Genomic DNA, 16,948 nt, shown 5'->3' with positions numbered 1-16,948 from the left:
CCCGCGAAAGCGGGAACCCAGGGCGTGCGTCGGCTGATCCCGCCTTGGGTTCCCGCTTTCGCGGGAATGACGCGGTTATGTTTTCCGACTCTTTCTTGACATCCCCCCTTGCTCGCGCGCTAATAGAACAAATCAGGAACATATATGCGCGAGTCGTCTCAACCTCTCGCCGGGCTGCGCCAACGCATCGCCCGGCTGGCCGCCAGTGGTGGCCCCTCCAGCCGCCCGGCCAAGGGCTGGCTGGCAACCGGGCATGGCGCGTTCGACGCCGCGATCGGCGGCGGGCTGGCGGTCGGACGCACCCATGAATTTTTCGCCGCCGATGCGCTCGACGGCGCCAGCGCCGCAGCCTTTGCGGCGCTGCTGGCGCTGCGAACACCGGGCGAAGCACCGCTGTTGTGGCTCCGCACCGTCGATGCCGGACGCCGGACCGGCCATATCTATGCCCCCGGCATCGCCGAACTGGGCGGCGACCCCGACCGGCTGCTGCTGGTCGAGACCGCCGACCCCAAGATGTTGCTCGCCTGCGCGAACGACGCGATCCGCTGCGCGGGGTCGGCGGCGGTGATCGTCGAAAGCTGGGGCAAATTCCCCCTGCTCGACCTGACCGCCGGGCGCCGCCTGACGCTGGGCGCCCGCGATGCCGGGACGACGCTGCTGATGCTCCGCCTGAATGCCGCGCCGACACCCAGCGTCGCCGAAACGCGCTGGAGCATCGTCGCCGCGCCGTCGCGCGAACTCGAAGCCGATGCCCCCGGCGCCCCCGCTTTCGACCTCGAACTGCTGCGCTGGCGCGGCGGCCCTGCTGGCGCGCACTGGCGACTGGACTGGAACCATGACGAAAAATGCTTCGGTGAAGCGGCGCTATCTGGCGCTGTTCTTCCCCTGGCTCCCCGCCGAGCGGTTCACCCGCACGGCGCCAAAGCCGCCTGATCTCCCGCTCGTTTTTGCCGAGAAACAGCGCGGCGCGCTGCGCCTCGCCAGCATCGATCCGCGCGCGCAGGCGCTTGGGCTGCGCGTCGGCATGCCGCTCGCCGACGCGCGGGCGCAGGTGCCCGACCTCGCTATCGTGCCGCACGATCCCGTCCTCGACCTGCATTGGCTCGACCGGCTGGCGCAGGGCTGCGCGCGCTACACCCCGCTCGTCGCGCTCGATCCGCCCGACGGACTGATCCTCGACATCACCGGCTGCACCCATTTGCTGGGCGGCGAGGCGGCGCTGATCGAGGACGTCGACCGGCGGCTGACCCGGCTCGGCATGACGATGCGTCCTGCGCTTGGCCCCACCGCCGATGCCGCGCGGGCGCTCGCGCGCTATCAGACGCGGCCCGCCCCCGACGAGGCCAGCGCGATCCGCCGCCTGCCCGTCGCCGCGCTCGAACTCGAAGCCGAGGCGGCGACCGCGCTCGTCCGCGCCGGACTCAAGACGATCGGCGATCTGGCGGCGCGGCCGATGGCGAATATCGCCGCGCGCTTTGGCGCCGACGCTGCAACCGCGCTGCGCCGCCTGCTCGGCGATGCGCCCAGCCCGCTCGCCCCGCGCATGATCCATCCGCCGATCGTCACCGAACGCCGCTTTGCCGAACCCGTCGCCAGCATGCCTCATGCGACGCAGATTCTAAACGAACTGGTCAGTGAGACGATCGTCGAGCTGACCGAGCGCGGCAAGGGCGGGCGCCATTTCCGCGCCACCTTTTTTCGCAGCGACGGCCTGGCGCGCAGCATCGCGGTCGAGACCGGCCATCCCACGCGCGACGCGGGCCTCGTCATGCGCCTGTTCGCCGAGCGGATGGACGCGTTGCGCGATCCGCTCGACCCGGGGTTCGGGTTCGACATGATGCGGCTGGCGGTGCCGCGGCTCGAAGCCCTTGCCGCGACCCAGCTGAAGCTGGAGGGCGGCGCTGTACGTGCGGCAAGCCAGACCGCCGCGATGGCCGAGCTGGTCGATCGGCTGGCGACCCGGCTGGGCCGCGGGCAGGTCCGCAAATTTGCCGCCGTCGATACCCATATCCCTGAACAGGCACAGCTCGCCCTGCCCGCGATCGACGCCGCGCCGCCCACCCGCTGGCCCGCCCCCGACCCCGGCGAGCCACCGCTGCGCCCCTTCTATCTCTTTGATCCGCCGCAAGTGATCGAGGTGATCGCCGAGGTTCCCGACGGCCCGCCGCACCGCTTCCGCTGGCGCCGCGCCACCCACGCGATCCGCCGCTACGAAGGGCCGGAACGGATCGCGAGCGAATGGTGGCGCCGCCGCGACAATGCCGGGCTGACCCGCGATTATTACCGCGTCGAGGACGACCGCGGGCGGCGGTATTGGCTGTTCCGCCATGGGCTCTACGACGAAAAGCCCGATCCACGCTGGTTTATCCACGGCCTGTTCGCATGAGCGCGCAGCCTGAACCCGGTTTTGCCGAACTGGTCGCCGCGACCAACTACAGTTTCCTGCGCGGCGCCTCGCACCCTGCCGAGATGGTCGCGCAAGCCATCGCGCTCGGTATGACAGGCATCGGCATCGCCGACCGCAACAGCGTGGCGGGGGTGGTGCGGGCATGGGCCTTTTTGAAAGAGCTACAGGTCAAGAATCCTGCCAGTGTTGCACATTTTCGACTGGTCGTCGGCGCCAGGCTCGTCTTTGCTGACGGCACGCCTGACATCGTTGCCTATCCAGTCAGTCGCCATGGCTGGGGCCGCCTGACCCGCCTGCTGTCGGTAGGCAATTTGCGCGCGCATAAGGGGGATTGCATCCTCCAGCTTGAAGACCTGCTGGACCATTGCGACGACCTGTTGCTGATCGCGATGGAAGGCGACGAAGCGCTGCTGCGAACTCTGAAGAAAGCGCGGCGAAAGTCGGTGTGGCTGGCGGCAACGATGCCGCAATCGGGCGTCGATGCGCGCCGACTGGCCAAACTGCAGCGATTGTCGATGGCGACCAACGTCCCGCTACTTGCCACCAATGACGCGCTTTACGCGGCGGCGGCGCAGCGCCCGTTGCACGATATCATCACCTGTATCCGCGAAGGCACAACGGTCCGAAAGGCGGGAAAACTGCTCCGCGCCAATGGCGAACGTCATTTGAAATCCCCCGCCGCAATGAGCCGGCTTTTCGGTGCCTACCCAAAGGCGATCGAACAAAGCGCCAAACTCCTCGGTCGCATAGATTTCGATCTTGGGACGCTGCGCTACGAATATCCGCACGAGCCGGTGCCATCCGGCTGGAAGCCGTTCAACTATCTCCACCATCTGGTGAAAAACGCGGCGGAGAAGCGATATGGCACACCGCTCACGCCAAAGATTCGCAAACTGATCGGCAATGAACTGCGCCTCATCCGAAAACGAAATTACGTCTATTATTTCCTGACCGTCTACGACCTCGTACGGTTCGCGCGTTCGCAAACGCCACCAATCCTCTGTCAGGGACGCGGCTCGGCGGCGAATTCAATCACCTGTTTTCTGCTCGGCGTGACGTCGGTTGATCCGGTGAAGAATACGCTTCTTTTCTCCCGTTTCATGTCGGCCGAGCGCGACGAGCCTCCCGATATTGACGTCGATTTTGAACATGAACGGCGTGAGGAAGTCATCCAGCATATCTATGATCGCTACACGCGCGATCGCGCGGCGATTGCCGCGACCGTCATCCACTACCGTCCGCGCAGCACGATCCGCGAAGTGGGCAAGGCGCTCGGTTTCAGCGAGGACGTCACCGCACGCCTCGCCGATACCAGCTGGGGCAGCTGGGGCGACGATGTGCCGGTCGAACGGCTGGTCGAGGCTGGTCTCAATCCGCATAATGGCGAGATCGAACGGCTGCACCGTTTTGTCGGCGAGCTGCTGAAAGCGCCGCGCCACCTGTCGCAGCATGTTGGCGGTTTTGTGCTGACCCAAGGGCGCCTCGACGAGCTGGTGCCGATCCACAATGCCGCGATGGAGGATCGCACTTTCATCGAATGGGACAAGGACGATATCGACGCGCTGGGCCTGATGAAGGTCGATATCCTTGCGCTCGGCATGCTGACCTGCATCCGCAAATGTTACGACCTGATGCGCAGTCATCAGCTGGGCGACCACAGTCTCGAACTTGATATCGATTCAAGCGACCTCGCCGTCTATGACATGCTGTGCAAGGGCGACAGTATCGGCGTCTTCCAGGTCGAAAGCCGGGCGCAGATCAACATGTTGCCGCGGCTACGCCCTCGCAAATTTTACGATCTGGTCGTGCAGGTCGCGATCGTACGCCCCGGGCCGATCGAGGGCGATATGGTCCATCCCTATCTAAGGCGGCGAAACGGAGAGGAAGAGGTGGACTATCCCTCGCCCGCCCCGCCCCATAATCCCAATGAACTTCGTGACGTGTTGGGCCACACTTATGGCGTGCCGCTCTTTCAGGAACAGGCAATGAACCTGGCGATCACGGCGGCAGGTTTCACCCCTGAAGAAGCCAATGGCCTGCGCCGCGCGATGGCGACCTTTCGCAATGTCGGAACGATCGACGATTTCCGGGAAAAGATGGTCGGCGGCATGGTCGCGCGTGGCTATGAGCCAGCCTTCGCCGAACGTTGTTTCAAACAGATCGAAGGGTTCGGCAGCTACGGCTTTCCCGAAAGCCATGCCCAATCCTTTGCGCGGCTCGTCTATGTGTCGTCATGGATCAAACATTATCACCCCGCCATCTTCACCTGCGGGCTGCTCAATTCGCAGCCGATGGGCTTTTATGCCCCCGCCCAGCTCGTCCGCGATGTGCAGGAGCATGGGGTCGAGGTTCGTGCGGTCGATGTGAATGCCAGCGATTGGGACAACAGCCTTGAGCGCCGGGATGATGGCAGCCTCGCGCTGCGGCTCGGCTTTCGACAGGTCGATGGGTTTCGCGAGGCTTGGGCAGAGCAGATCGCCGACGCGCGGACATCGCCTTTCGCCACCATCGAAGAACTCGCCCGCCGCGCCAATCTGCCTTCGCGCGCGCTGCGTCTGCTCGCCGAGGCCGATGCGTGTCGGTCGATGGGGCTCGATCGGCGCCCGGCATTGTGGGACGCCCGCCGCGTCCGCCAGGGGGTGCTGCCGCTGTTCGGCGCCGCCGAAGCCGACGAACTGGGCGGCGAAGCCGACGCGCAGCTGCCGCCTACCCCGCTCGTCGAACAGGTGCTGACCGATTATCAGACGACGCGGCTATCGCTGAAAGGTCATCCGATGGCGTTTCTGCGCCGCGATTTCGAACGCGAAGGCGTGCTGAGCGCGGCGCAGGTGATGGCGGCAAAGAACGGGTCGATTGTCCGCACCGCGGGCGTCGTGCTGATCCGCCAGCGCCCGGGCAAGGGCAATGCGATCTTCATCACGCTCGAGGACGAGGGCGGGGTCGTCAACATCCTGCTGTGGGCGCGGCATTTCGAACGCTATCGCCGCGCCGTCATGGCGTCGCGGCTGATGCTGGCCGAGGGCGAGGTGCAGCGGAGCAAGGAGGGCGTCATCCACCTGATGGCGACGCGGATCATCGACCGCACCGCGATGCTCGACACGCTGGGCGACGGGCGCGAAATACGTCCCGAGCTGTGCCGCGCCGACGAGGTCGCGCATCCGCAGCAGCCGCGCGGCTATGCGGCGAAGCATGGCCACCCGCGCGATGTCCGCATCCTGCCCAAGTCGCGGGATTTTCATTAGTTGAGGCCGACTGACGTCGGCAACGGCACCAGCCCGCTCCCCCTCCCGGCCTCCCCAACGATAGTAACCTAGGGAGGCCGGGAGGGGGAGCGGGCTGGTGCCGTCCCTGTTCGGCTATGCCGAACAGACAAAAAGTTGATGCCCCGGCTGTGGGGGCCGGGGCATCGGATCAGGCTATCTAAGGGACCAACCGAATATAGCCTGAAAATCGTTCGCGGAGATTAGCCGCGGAGCAGGTTCATCACGCCCTGCGAGCTCTGGTTCGCCTGCGCGAGCATCGCCGTCGAGGCCTGCGACAGGATCTGGGCCGCCGCCAGCTTCGTCGATTCCGACGAAAAGTCGGTGTCTTCGATGCGCGATTTGGCATCTGCCAGATTCGTGACGGTCGATGTCAAATTGTCGACAGCCGCTTCAAGGCGGTTCTGCTGCGCACCCAGGTTGGCGCGCTGGGTAGCGACCGTCTGAATCCCGGTGTCGAGCGTGGCCAGGGCACCCGAAGCGCCGGCGGCGGTCGAGATGTCGAGGGTGGCGACGCCCAGCGCGGTCGCCTGAAGATCGGCGATCGTGATGTTGACCGTCTGGCCCGTCGCGGTGCCGGTCTGAATGTCAAAGCCGGTTGCGGCGCTGCCGTTGAGCAGCTGGTTGCCGTTGAAGTCGGTGCGCGTTGCAATGTCGCCGATTTGCGAAATCAGCGCGGTGACTTCGGTCTGCATCGCGGCGCGATCGGTCGTGCCGTTGGTGCCGTTGGCCGACTGGACAGCCAGTTCGCGCATCCGAACCAGGATGTTCGAAATGCCCGACATCGCGCCTTCGGCGGTCTGCGCCAGCGAGATGCCGTCGTTGGCGTTGCGCACGGCCTGGTTCAGGCCGCGAACTTTGGCGTCCATACGCGTGGCGATGGCGAGACCCGCAGCATCGTCTTTCGCGCTGTTGATGCGCTTGCCGCTCGACAGGCGTTCCATCGCCTGCGACTGCATGCGACCCGCAACCCGCGAGTTGTTCTGGGCGCGAAGCGCGCTCACATTGGTGTTGATGACAGTCATTGTTGTTCCTTTCCGGCCTCGATGGCCATTCCCGTGATGTGAAGGCTCGAGGAGCGGTCACGAAAAGCAGTAACGGTCGGCGGCCGCGGCGCTTAAGCCCGGTCCGTCAAAAAAATGCCGAAGCGGCCCACGCCCTGGGACTATGAGCATATAATCCACTGAAATACCGTTATTAATTCTTTTGGCATGGCCTTTGCATTGTTCTTTGCGTGCGGCGCACCGCTGCGCACAGGACGGATGAAAAGCAATGAGCACGATTGACCCGAGCCGGCTGCTGCAGATGCGCAGTTCGATCCTCAATCAGAACCAGGCGCTGCAACGCGCCGCCGGTCGTGGCGGCGTCGGCGCGCCCGATGGCGGCCTGGAAAATATCGTTCAAGGTCCAGGCGGCGCCCCCGATTTCGGCGCCGCGATCAGCAATGCGCTGCAACAGGTCAACGCCCAGCAGAGCAAGGCAAGTGCGCTCACCGAATCCTACGAACGCGGCGACACCCACGACATCGTCAGCGTGATGATCGAGCGCCAGAAGGCCTCGCTAGGGTTCGAAACGACGTTGCAGGTCCGCAACAAGCTGCTGTCCGCGTATCGCGACATCATGAACATGCCGGTGTAATCCATGGCCGATACCCAGATCCTCACCCCCGTTGACGACGGCCATGCGAACCGCCTGCCCGCCCCGGCGTTCGGCAACCGCCTCGCCCCGCTGACCGGCTTCGTCCGCCAGCCCGCCGTACAGCGCGCCTTGCCTGCGATCGCCATGACCGCCGCGGTCGGCATCGCTGCGCTCGCCTATTTCACCATGCAGTCGGCGCCGCAGGCGCAGCTGTTTTCCGGTCTCGACGACACCGACAAGGCGGCAGTCGCCGACGCGCTGCAAACGCAGGGCATCGCGCACAGCATCGACGCCACAACCGGGGCGCTGACCGTCGACGCCGACAAATTGCATCAGGCGCGCATCGCGCTGGCTGGACAAGGCCTGCCCAAGGCGGCGCCGAGCGGCGACAGCCTGATTGCCGCGCTGCCGATGGGGTCGAGCCGCGCGATCGAGGGCGAAGCCCTGCGGTCGGCGCGCGAAGCCGATCTGGCGCGCACCATCGAGACGATCGACGCGGTCAAAAGCGCCCGCGTCCACGTCGCCGCCGCCGAACCCAGCCTGTTCGTCCGCGATGACAAGCCCTCCACCGCCTCGGTCATGCTGACCCTGCAGAATGGCCGCTCGCTGAGCGATGGTCAGGTGCAGGCGATCCGTTTCCTCGTCGCCTCGTCGGTGCCCGGAATGAACGCCGATCAGGTATCGGTGATCGACCAGCGCGGCGCGCTATTGTCCGACACCGCGTCGGGCGGCGACATGAAGGCGTTCCAGTTGCAGGTGCAGGTCGAAGACCGCTTCCGCCGCGCGCTCGACACGCTGCTCGGCCCGATGCTCGGCGCCGGCAATTATAGCGTCGAGGTCCACGCCGATGTCGATATGTCCGAAAGCCAGGCGACGCGCGAGAGCTTTCCCAAGGACGACCGCGCGATGACCAGCGAACAGATCACCCGCACGGTCAGCGGCGCGGGCGCCCCGCCCGCCGCGGTCGGCATCCCCGGCGCGCTGTCGAACCAGCCGCCGCAGGCGACCACCGTCACCGCCAACGCCCCCACCGCGACCCCGGCACCGGCCGCCGCCCCCGAAACCGCCAGCAATGAAAATGCCGCGCGCGCTTTTGAAGTCGGGCGCGAAATTTCGGTGACCCACTCGCCGCAGGGCAAGCTGCGCCGCGTGTCGGTCGCCGTCGCGCTCAACCAGGGCAAGAAGGCGCTGACCCAAGCCGACATGACCAAGATCGACAGCCTGGTCAAAGGCGCCATCGGGTTCGACGCGACGCGCGGCGATCAGGTCGCGATCAGCCAGCGCCCCTTCGTTCAGGTCGAAGCCGAGGAACCCGCTTTTTACGATCAGGGGTGGTTCCTGCCGCTGGTCAAACAGGTTGGCGCGATCCTCGCGGCGCTGCTCGCCTTTCTGTTCATCGGCCGCCCGCTGATCCGCGCCGCCAAGGCGCGCGCCGCCGAACGCGCCGAACGCAATGCCGCGCTGGAGGAAACCCTGCTCGCCGCCACCGATGGACGTCCGGCGCTCGCCAGCCCCGCCGCGGGCCGCGAGATCACCCTCGAAATGATCGAACAGGCGCCAAGCTATGAAACGCGTGCCAATCTGGTCCGCGCCTTTGTCCGCCAGGATTCGGCGCGCGCCGCGCTTGTCGTCCGCCAGCTGATGCAGGAGGGCGCCCGTGCCTGACGCCGCCGAAACGATGGCGCCGCCGGTCAAGACCGCGATCGAAGGATCGTCGGCGGCCGCGATCCTGCTGATGCTGCTCGACGAAAATGAAGCCGCGACGATCCTGAAGCATCTCGATCCCGACGAAGTGCGCCAGCTCGCCAAATCGATGTTCGACACCGCCAACGCCAGCGAACAGCAGATCGGCCAGGCGCTCGACCGTTTCGTCGTGCGCAGCCGCGACGTCAGCGCGCTGGCGATCGGCGCCGACGTCCGCATCCGCACTGTGATCAATCAGGCGGTCGGCAACGTCCGCGCCGACAATATCCTGGCGGCGGTCGCGCCGCAGCGCAGCGCCGCCTCGCTCGAAATGCTCCGCTGGATGGACGTCGAGGCGATCAGCGGGCTGCTCGCGGCCGAACATCCGCAGGTCGGCGCCCTGATCCTGTCGGTGCTGGTCCCCGATGTCGCCGCACGTGCGATCGAAACACTCGACGAAATCCTGCAGGCCGATCTGGTGCTGCGCGCGGCGCAGCTGACCGCGGTCCCCGCGGCGGCGATCGAGGATCTCGAATCGGTGCTCGCCAGCGCCAATGTCGATGGCCAGCGGGTCGCCAAACAGACGATCGGCGGTCCCAGCGACGTCGCCAAGATCATGAAGAAAATGCCGAAGTCCTTGAGCGAGCGCACGATCCGCGCGCTCAAAAAGACCGACAAGCTGCTCGCCCAGGCGATCGAGGAAGAAATGTTCATCTTCGAAAACCTGCGCGACCTCGACAAGAAAAGCCTCAGCACGGTGCTGCGCTCGGTCGATGCGGCGCAGCTGGCGATCGCGCTCAAGGGCGCCGACGAAGAGATGGTCGATCTGTGCCTTTCCACTATGTCGCAGCGCGCGTCGGAAACGATCCGCGACGAAATGGCCGAAATGACGATGGTCAAACGCGCCGATGTCGACGATGCGCAAAAGAGCGTGATGGTGATCGTGCGCCAGATGACCGCGTCGGGCGAAATCATGATCGCGGGGGGCGGCGACGATTATGTCTGATCGCACCACCGAAACCGGCTTTGCCCCGGTCGCCCTGGCCGCCGCGATGGCGCGCAGCAGCAGCTTTCGGCCGCTGTCCTTTGCCGCCAACCCGCGCGCGCCGCAGACCACCGACGGCAGCGCCGCCGACCTCGACCTCGACGATCCCTTTGCCCGCGGCCTTGCCGAAGGACAACGCGTCGCCGAAGCCGCCTATGTCGCCGAGCGCCACCAGTTGCTCGCGCTGCTCGCGGGCGCCGAGGCGCTGCAGGACGAGCCGAGCGAAGAACTGGCACAGCTGATCGCCCGCACCGTCGAACGGCTGGTCCGCCAGATCGTCGCCGACGCGCCGATCGACGCCGCCTGGCTGCAAGCGCAGGCCGAAACCGCCGCGGCGCTGGTCGCCGACGCCGACAAGGCGCGCACCCTGTGGGTCCATCCCGACGACGCCGCGCTGCTCGCCGATTGCCCGCTGCCGCTGGCGCTCGAAAGCGACGCCGCGATGATGCGCGGCACCGTCCGCATCGAAACCTCGACCGGCTGGATCGAACATGGCCGCGCGGTCTATCTCGACGAACTCCACGCCGCGCTGGGCGAAGGATCGCCCGCATGACCCGCCGCCTGGCCCTGTCGGCTCAGCAATTGCTCGACCCGATCGACCTGACGAACGCCAGTCCGCGCCGCATTGGTACGCTCGTGTCGCACGAGGGCATCATGCTGGAGGTATCGGGTTTCCCGCAGCCGCTGGGCAGCAACGTCCGCATCAAGTCGGCGAACAACGACTATGTTTACGGCGAGGTCGTCGGCTTTCGCGGCCAGAGCAGCCTGGTCCTGCCGTTCGACACCAACATGCCGCTGGTCACCGGCGCCCCGGTCGAACCGCATGGCGCCAGCAGCATGGTCGCCGTCGGCAAGACCCTGCTCGGCCGCATCATGGACGCCCAGGGCAATCCGCTCGACGGGCGCCCTGCGATCAAGTCGCAATTCCAGTGGCCGCTCGCCGGACGAAAGGTCAATCCGCTGCGCCGCGGCCGCGTCACCCGCCCGCTCAACATGGGGGTGCGCGCGATCAACGGCCTGCTCACCGTCGGCGAGGGTCAGCGCGTCGCGATCATCGCGGGTTCGGGGGTCGGCAAATCCGTGCTGATGGGTCAGATGATCGCCGGGACCGAATGCGACGTCATCGTCGTCGGACTGATCGGCGAACGCAGCCGCGAAGTCAGCGATTTCGTCGAAACCAAATTGCCCCCCGAAGTCCGCAAGAAAGCGGTCGTCGTCGCGGTCCCCGCCGATCACCCGCCGCTGCTGCGCCTGCGCGCCGCGATGCGCGCCACCGCGATTGCCGAGGCCTTTCGCGCCGACGGCAAGAAGGTGCTGCTACTGATCGACAGCCTGACCCGCGTCGCGCATGCGCAGCGCGAGATCGGGCTGACGCTGGGCGAACCGCCGACGATGAAGGGCTATCCGCCGTCGGTGTTCGCGCTGATCCCCTCGCTCTGCGAACGCGCAGGAATCGATCGCGAAACAGGGGGCTCGATCACCGCGCTCTATACGGTGCTGGCCGATGGCGGCGACATCGATGACCCCGTCGTCGACAGCGCCCGCGCTATCGTTGACGGCCATATCATCCTGTCGCGCACGCTGGCCGAACAGGGCGTTTATCCGGCAATCGACGTCGCCCGGTCGCTGTCGCGCACGATGGTCGATTCGGTCGATCCCGAACATGCCGCCGCCGCCGCGCGCTTTCGCCAACTGTGGTCGGCCTATGAAGAGAATCGCGACCTGATGCTGATGGGCGCTTACGTCGCCGGCGGCGATCCGGTGCTCGACGAAGCCATCGCCCGCCACGCCGATCAGCTCGCATTCGTGACCCAGCCCGCCAAGGCGCAGGTCGATTTCGACATTTCCCGCCAAACCCTGATTGAAGGATATTCCGCATGACCGCCCGCACCGCACGCCGCAAACGTATCATCCGCGTGCGCACCGTCGAACATCAGATGGCCGAAGCCAATCTGGCGCGCGCCAATGGCGAGCTCGCCAGCCTGGTCGAACTCGCCAAGCGCCTCGAAACGCTGCGCGTCGATCTGGCGATGGCCAAGGGTGCGGTTGCCGGCCGCGCGCTCAACACGATCGGCGAGCTGTCGATGCGGCTCGACATCGCCCAGGAAAATCTGACCGCGCCGCTGAGCAATGCCAGCGCGCGCCGCGACCGGGCCGGGGCGCTGGCGCAAAGCGCCATGGTCAAGGAAGAATCGGCCATTCGCCTGTACGAGCGCAGCCGCAAATCGGCCGAAGCCGAAGCCGAGCGCCGGAGCGACGCCAACCGCCCGCACCGTACGCGCGGCGGAATGCGCCTGCGCCTGATCGAAGGCGGCGCGGCATGATGGGCGCCGCATCCCTGCCCAATTCGCAAGCAGCGGCCCCCGCAGGCTTTGCTGCTTGCCTCAGCACGATCGGTCAGACGCCAACCGGCGGCGGCGAAAGCGGCGGCTTTGATCAGCTGCTCGCCGCCATGCCGGTGCCCGCGGCCGCGCCGGTGAAAGCTGCAACGATCCCGGTGGCTGGGAACAGCACCGCCGCTCCGCCGGTGCCGGTGCCGGTGGCCGTGCCAACGCCGGTTGGCGCGCGGGTGGCCGCAGCGATCGGCGCAATCTCGGCAACGGCGACGCCGAAGCCGGCCGCGACGACCACTGCACCGGTCGTCACCGCCAAGGCGGTCGAATCCGATACGCCCGTCGTCCTCGCCGACCCCGATGCTGCCGCCGCGACGGCGGCCCAGCTGTTGATCGCGGTCAACGGCCAAGCCCCCGCCCCGCAGCCGAAAATCACCAAGCCCGGCGAAACCAAAGCGGACGCCGATGCCGCCACCGACGGCGTGCCCGACACGACCGCCCGCGCGCCCGTTACACAGGCGGCCGAAACCGCCGCGCCGGTGATCGCAACGGTCGCCGACCCGGCGGCACCGGCGACTGCGGCTGTTGTCGCAATTCCGGTAGTCGCAACGATCATCGCGCCGGTCGTCGGCAAACCTGCCAAGCCTGCCGAGACGGCGGCGATCCCAACGGACGCGGCGGCTCCGGCGGCCGATCTGCCGACCGCCGCACCGGTGCCCGGCAAGGCACATGTTGCCGACGCCACGCCCGATGTCGCGCCCAGCGACGCCGCGCCAGTCGTCGGCAAGTCCGCCGCCGCGCCGCCGACCCGGCCGATGACCGCCGCAGCCAGCGAAGCTCCGCCCGTCAAAATTGCCGACGCGGCACCGTCGATGACGATCCAGTTCGCTCAGCCAATTGCGCCGGGCATCGCCATGACGGCCAATATGGCGCAACCGGTCACGGTCGCCGAACAGATGCTCGACCTTACCAGCGACGGCGCCTGGATCGACCAGCTCGCGCACGACATCGCCGCGACCCAATCGGACAGCGGCGATATCAGCTTTCGTTTGATGCCGCGCCACCTCGGCCGCCTCGACGTCGCGATGCTGATGCGCGAAGATGGCGTGTCGCTGAAACTCGACACCCAGCACGAAGCCGCGGCGACGATCGTCACCGCCGCGCAGGGCCGCCTGGTCGAAGACCTGCGCCAACAAGGCGTCCGCGTCACCGGCAGCGAAGTGACCTGCACGCCGAACGATACCGGACGCCAGATGCAGGGCCAGTCGCAGGGTCAGGGCCGTGCCGCCGCGCAGGACGTCAGCCATTTGATCGAAACCGTTGCCGAGCGCGTCAAGGCGCGCGATCCAGAAGAAGCCGCCGACCGCCGCGGCCGCTTCGCCTGACCACAAAGGGTAGAATCATGAGCAAGGAAAAAGACGACGCCGCGCCCAAGAAAAAGGGCAAGTTCAAGAAACTGCTGTTCATCGGCGTCGGCGCACTCGCACTGATCGGTGCGGGTGCGGGGGCGGGCATCTATTTCGGCGCATTGTCGGCGCACGAGGTCAAGCCCGAAGATCATTATCCCAAACTGGTCGAGCGCAGCGACGGCGAGGAAGCCCCCGCCGCCGAAGGCGAGGACAAGGAAGCCGCGCACAAGGTCGGGACCGTGTCGGTGCCCAACGACAAGTTCAAGGTCGACCCGCGCAAATATGAGGTCACCTATTACCCGATCACCGACGCGTTCACGACGAACCTGGCCGACGGATCGGGGTTTTTGCAGGCGGGTATCAGCCTTTCGACCTTCTATGACGGCAAGGTTATCAATAATATCAAACGCCAGGCAGTGCCGATCCGCTCGGTCGTGCTTATGGTGCTGGCCGAACAGGATCCGGCGCTGCTCTCGACATCGCAGGGGAAACAGCGACTGCAGCGGCAATTGACCGCTGCGATCAACGATGTGCTGCGCGAGAAAGAAGGTTTTGGTGGTATCGACAATGTCTATTTCACGAGCCTGGTGATCCAGTGACCGTTCGCGAAAAATCCGTCAAAGCCGTGAAGCCGCCCGCCGCCCCGACCACCGAGGCGGCGGACGCCAAGGCGTCGTTGCTGCTCCGCAAGGCCGAGGGCAGCTATGCCTTTCCGGCGCTCGACAGCGTCGCGGTCCAGTTTGCGCGCAGCTTGCGCGACCTGATCCGCGCGCTCGGCGTACCGGCAATTCAGGTCGAGCGGGCCGGCAGCGAAACGATCGGCTTCGCCGACTGGACGGCCTCGATCGCCCCGGCGATTTTCTGGCGTTACCATGCGCCGCCGCTGAAAGGCCCGGTGTTGCTCACCGCGCCCCGCCCGTTGCTGCTCCAGCTCGTCGACATCTTTTATGGCGGCAAGGGCGGCCTCGCCGCCGAACGCGAAGAGCTGACCGATGCCGAGGACCGCTTCGCGGCGCGACTCGGCCGCGACATGGGGCTGCAACTCGCCGCCGCCTGGGGCGACAAGCTGGCCATCGAGCCCGAGCTCGACTGCGTTACCGGCGATCCCGCCAAGCTCGCCGCGGTTCGCGCCGATGACGAACTGGTCGTCCAGCGTTTCGTCCTGCGCGGCGCGCCGTTCGAGGGCCGCACGATCGCCTGCGCCTATCCCCTTGCCGCGCTGCGCGGCATCGCGGGCGCCGAACCCGCCCCCGAAATGCCCGGCGCCGCCAACCCGGTGTGGGCGGGCGCGCTGAACAAGGCGCTGCGCGACGTACGGCTGCCCGTCCGATCGGTGCTGGCCCGCCCCGAAATCAGCCTCGTCAAACTGCTCGCGCTGGAGGTCGGCGACATCATTCCGCTCGGTATGCCGCGCCATGTGCCGGTCACCGTCGCGGGCCGCAGCTTTGCCGTCGGCAGCATCGGCGAGGCCAATGGCAACGCCGCCATCATGATCGAACATATCGAAAAAGGACCGAACCATGACTGACCTCAGCGACGCGCCAACCGCGCCCCGCGCCGACCGCCGCGACAACCGGAATATCGCCGCGGCGCCCAATTTCGACCTGCTTGCCGGCGTCTCGCTGCGCGTGTCGGTTGAGGTCGGATCGACCTCGATGACGCTCGCCGAACTGCTCGCGATCGACGAGGGCAGCGTGATCGAACTCGACCGCGCCGCAACCGACCTGCTCGACATCTATGCCAACGGCACATTGATCGCGAAGGGCGAGATCGTCAGCGTCGATGGCCGCTATGGCATCCAGGTCGCCGAAGTCGTCGCCCCGGCGCGCGGCCTCGAAGGCTTCGAGCGGAGAGGCTGATGTTCGAATATATCCTCCGCCTGCTCATTCTGCTGCCGCTGGTCGGCGGGATGGCGTGGGGCAGCCTGTGGCTGTGGAAGCGCGTCCAGATGGGCGTGCCGCTGGTCGGCGGCGGGACGAAGACGCGCGCCGTCGAAATGGTCGATGTGCTGCCGCTCGGCCCCGGATCGAAGCTGGCGGTGGTCGAATTTGCCGGGCAGCGGATCCTGGTCGCGGTGTCGCGCAACGGTATCACCCGGATTGCCGACGACACCCAGGGGGATTTCCATGTCGATTGATCGCCGCTGGCTGCTCCGTGCCGCCGCGCTTGCCGGGGGCGCCGCGCTGTTGTGCGCCGCGCCCGCCGCTTATGCGCAGACCGCCGATGGCCTGAGCCGCGCGGTGAACGACATCGGCGGCGACGGTCGTCCGCTCAGCCTGTCGCTGCAAATCCTGGTCCTGATGAGCCTGCTGACGGTGCTGCCGTCACTGCTGCTGATGATGACCAGCTTCACCCGCATCATCATCGTGTTGTCGATCCTGCGCCACGCGCTTGGGCTGCAACAGACGCCGCCGAACCAGGTGCTGGTCGGATTGAGCCTGTTCCTGTCGCTGTTCGTGATGCAGCCGGTGATCAGCGAGGTAAACCGCGTCGCGATCGAACCCTATGGCCAGGAACAGATCGACATCGGCGAAGCGGTGTCGCGTTCGGGCACCGCGCTGCACGGCTTCATGATGACGCAGACGCGCAAGACCGACCTGATGATGTTTGCCAAGATCGCCAAGGCGCCGGCCTATGCCAGCCCCAAGGACGTGCCGTTTTCGATCCTGCTGCCGGCCTTCGTCACCAGCGAGCTTAAAACCGCATTCCAGATCGGCTTTCTGATCTTCCTGCCCTTTCTGGTCATCGACCTGATCGTCGCCTCGGCCTTGATGTCGCTCGGCATGATGATGCTCTCACCGACGATCATCTCGATGCCGTTCAAGCTGCTGCTGTTCGTGCTCGTCGACGGCTGGGCGCTGACGATGGGCTCGCTCGCCGCCTCGTTCGGGACTTAGCAGCGTGGAAACCGACTATTTCATCGGCATGGCGCAACAATCCTTGTGGATCCTCGCGCTCGCCTCGGCGCCGCTGCTGCTGCCCGTGCTCGTCATCGGGGTGCTGCTCGGCATGGTGCAGGCGGCGACGTCGATCAACGAACAGACGCTGACCTTTGTCCCCAAGTTGATCGTCGCGGCGATCTGCCTCGCGATCTTTGGCGGCAGCATCCTGGTGCTGCTCACCGATTTCACCCGCGACATTTTCGCGCAGATCCCCAACGTCGTCCGCTAAAC

Annotated in this window: 17 protein-coding genes; 16 read left to right on the top strand and 1 reads right to left on the bottom strand. The window is 66.4% G+C overall.

What is annotated here, in order from left to right; genetic code table 11:
* Positions 1-144: 144 nt before the first annotated feature.
* From J2X44_RS01530 to J2X44_RS01520, 3 genes are read left to right on the top strand one after another with little or no spacing between them, the layout of a single operon-like run.
* Entirely contained in the window at positions 145-933 is a 789-nt protein-coding gene (locus J2X44_RS01530; RefSeq protein ID WP_310087523.1) for a hypothetical protein, read from the top strand.
* A complete protein-coding gene (locus tag J2X44_RS01525; RefSeq protein ID WP_310087522.1) occupies positions 836-2,386 on the top strand; it encodes a DNA polymerase Y family protein in 1,551 nt (516 codons plus the stop codon). Before J2X44_RS01530 ends, J2X44_RS01525 begins: the two co-directional genes overlap by 98 nt.
* A complete protein-coding gene (locus tag J2X44_RS01520) occupies positions 2,383-5,649 on the top strand; it encodes an error-prone DNA polymerase (RefSeq protein WP_310087521.1) in 3,267 nt (1,088 codons plus the stop codon). The genes J2X44_RS01525 and J2X44_RS01520 overlap by 4 nt, the downstream gene beginning before the upstream one ends.
* Before the next feature lie 221 nt (positions 5,650-5,870).
* Here the strand turns inward: J2X44_RS01520 and J2X44_RS01515 are convergent, their stop codons facing one another.
* On the bottom strand, positions 5,871-6,692 hold the full coding sequence (locus J2X44_RS01515; protein WP_310087520.1) for a flagellin: 822 nt from the start codon (positions 6,690-6,692) through the stop codon (positions 5,871-5,873).
* Positions 6,693-6,939: 247 nt separating this feature from the next.
* Between J2X44_RS01515 and fliE the strand changes: the two genes are divergently transcribed.
* From fliE to J2X44_RS01450, 13 genes are read left to right on the top strand one after another with little or no spacing between them, the layout of a single operon-like run.
* A complete protein-coding gene (gene fliE / locus J2X44_RS01510; protein ID WP_310087519.1) occupies positions 6,940-7,305 on the top strand; it encodes a flagellar hook-basal body complex protein FliE in 366 nt (121 codons plus the stop codon).
* 3 nt (positions 7,306-7,308) lie between these two features.
* On the top strand, positions 7,309-8,970 hold the full coding sequence (fliF, locus tag J2X44_RS01505; protein WP_310087518.1) for a flagellar basal-body MS-ring/collar protein FliF: 1,662 nt from the start codon (positions 7,309-7,311) through the stop codon (positions 8,968-8,970).
* A complete protein-coding gene (gene fliG / locus J2X44_RS01500) occupies positions 8,963-9,994 on the top strand; it encodes a flagellar motor switch protein FliG (RefSeq protein ID WP_310087517.1) in 1,032 nt (343 codons plus the stop codon). Before fliF ends, fliG begins: the two co-directional genes overlap by 8 nt.
* Positions 9,987-10,586: a FliH/SctL family protein gene (locus J2X44_RS01495; protein WP_310087516.1), complete on the top strand. Its 600-nt coding sequence runs from the start codon at positions 9,987-9,989 to the stop codon at positions 10,584-10,586. The genes fliG and J2X44_RS01495 overlap by 8 nt, the downstream gene beginning before the upstream one ends.
* A complete protein-coding gene (locus tag J2X44_RS01490; protein ID WP_310087515.1) occupies positions 10,583-11,914 on the top strand; it encodes a FliI/YscN family ATPase in 1,332 nt (443 codons plus the stop codon). The genes J2X44_RS01495 and J2X44_RS01490 overlap by 4 nt, the downstream gene beginning before the upstream one ends.
* Positions 11,911-12,357, top strand: a complete 447-nt coding sequence (locus tag J2X44_RS01485) for a hypothetical protein (protein WP_310087514.1) — start codon at positions 11,911-11,913, stop codon at positions 12,355-12,357. The genes J2X44_RS01490 and J2X44_RS01485 overlap by 4 nt, the downstream gene beginning before the upstream one ends.
* Positions 12,354-13,751 carry a flagellar hook-length control protein FliK gene (locus J2X44_RS01480; RefSeq protein ID WP_310087513.1) on the top strand — a complete coding sequence of 466 codons (1,398 nt, stop codon included), beginning with the start codon at positions 12,354-12,356 and terminating at the stop codon, positions 13,749-13,751. The genes J2X44_RS01485 and J2X44_RS01480 overlap by 4 nt, the downstream gene beginning before the upstream one ends.
* 17 nt (positions 13,752-13,768) lie before the next feature.
* The gene (gene fliL / locus J2X44_RS01475) at positions 13,769-14,374 is read left to right on the top strand and encodes a flagellar basal body-associated FliL family protein (protein ID WP_310087512.1); all 606 of its coding nucleotides are present in this window, start codon (positions 13,769-13,771) and stop codon (positions 14,372-14,374) included.
* Positions 14,371-15,303 carry a FliM/FliN family flagellar motor switch protein gene (locus J2X44_RS01470; protein ID WP_310087511.1) on the top strand — a complete coding sequence of 311 codons (933 nt, stop codon included), beginning with the start codon at positions 14,371-14,373 and terminating at the stop codon, positions 15,301-15,303. The genes fliL and J2X44_RS01470 overlap by 4 nt, the downstream gene beginning before the upstream one ends.
* Positions 15,296-15,634 carry a flagellar motor switch protein FliN gene (fliN, locus tag J2X44_RS01465; RefSeq protein WP_310087510.1) on the top strand — a complete coding sequence of 113 codons (339 nt, stop codon included), beginning with the start codon at positions 15,296-15,298 and terminating at the stop codon, positions 15,632-15,634. The genes J2X44_RS01470 and fliN overlap by 8 nt, the downstream gene beginning before the upstream one ends.
* Positions 15,634-15,912 (top strand): flagellar biosynthetic protein FliO, encoded by a 279-nt coding sequence (locus tag J2X44_RS01460; protein WP_310087509.1) that lies wholly within the window; start codon positions 15,634-15,636, stop codon positions 15,910-15,912. Before fliN ends, J2X44_RS01460 begins: the two co-directional genes overlap by 1 nt.
* Positions 15,902-16,672 (top strand): flagellar type III secretion system pore protein FliP, encoded by a 771-nt coding sequence (gene fliP / locus J2X44_RS01455; RefSeq protein ID WP_310087508.1) that lies wholly within the window; start codon positions 15,902-15,904, stop codon positions 16,670-16,672. The genes J2X44_RS01460 and fliP overlap by 11 nt, the downstream gene beginning before the upstream one ends.
* 28 nt (positions 16,673-16,700) lie before the next feature.
* Positions 16,701-16,946: a flagellar biosynthetic protein FliQ gene (locus tag J2X44_RS01450; RefSeq protein ID WP_088440544.1), complete on the top strand. Its 246-nt coding sequence runs from the start codon at positions 16,701-16,703 to the stop codon at positions 16,944-16,946.
* Positions 16,947-16,948 lie beyond the last annotated feature (2 nt).

This window comes from Sphingopyxis sp. BE259 (genome assembly GCF_031457495.1).
Taxonomy (GTDB): Bacteria; Pseudomonadota; Alphaproteobacteria; order Sphingomonadales; family Sphingomonadaceae; genus Sphingopyxis.
Note: the sequence above shows the minus strand (reverse complement) of the source record. Positions and strands in the feature narration are given on the sequence as shown.